This is a genomic window from Streptomyces sp. ADI95-17 (assembly GCF_003846175.1).
GTDB lineage: Bacteria > Actinomycetota > Actinomycetes > Streptomycetales > Streptomycetaceae > Streptomyces > Streptomyces sanglieri.
In genome coordinates this window covers 198574-199096 of record NZ_ML123055.1, presented here as the reverse complement: position 1 = coordinate 199096, position 523 = coordinate 198574, and the positions used below count along the sequence as shown (strand labels likewise).

Below are 523 nucleotides of genomic sequence, written 5' to 3'. Positions count from 1 at the left end.
CTAAGCCGGACAGAGAGGTCGCTCAAGCTGGCGGCCCGGAGGCGTTTGTAGCCGTGGGCGCCCTGGGCCCGCGCGGCAACGAGTCCGGTCACGTGGGCGGCCCACGGTCCGAGGTTGTGGCTAAGGCCGGGCAGTCGCTCGACTAGCCGCTGCAGATCGGATAGGGGGATGTCAGGGACTTCAGTGATTTCTTGGAGGGCGTCGAGCAGTGGCTGGGGGGTCGGGGGTCACTGCCTGGGCAGACACCGCGGTGCGATGTCATCGGGCTATACCAGGGCCACGGGCTGAGCTGTGTCGTTGGTCCAGTCCCCGTCGAAGAGGGCGGCTACCAGGCTCGCGTGCTCATCGGGAAGCCCGTCGGCGCGGTGCTTGGTGCGGGCCTTGGCGAGCCAGGCCCCGATCTGGACGGTGTCGCCGTCGACGCGGAGGGTTTCTCGGGCGGTGGGGGCGCGGCCGTGGCGGTGGAGGAAGAGTTCCAGGAGTTGCACGGTCTGGGTGAAGGTGCGGCGGGTGCGGGGGGGGG

General features: G+C 70.0%; 1 pseudogene. It reads right to left on the bottom strand.

Going from position 1 to position 523, the window contains the following annotated elements:
* Positions 1 to 266: 266 nt before the first annotated feature.
* Positions 267 to 523 (bottom strand): annotated as a pseudogene (locus EES42_RS42290) (type III restriction endonuclease subunit R); the annotation flags it as partial.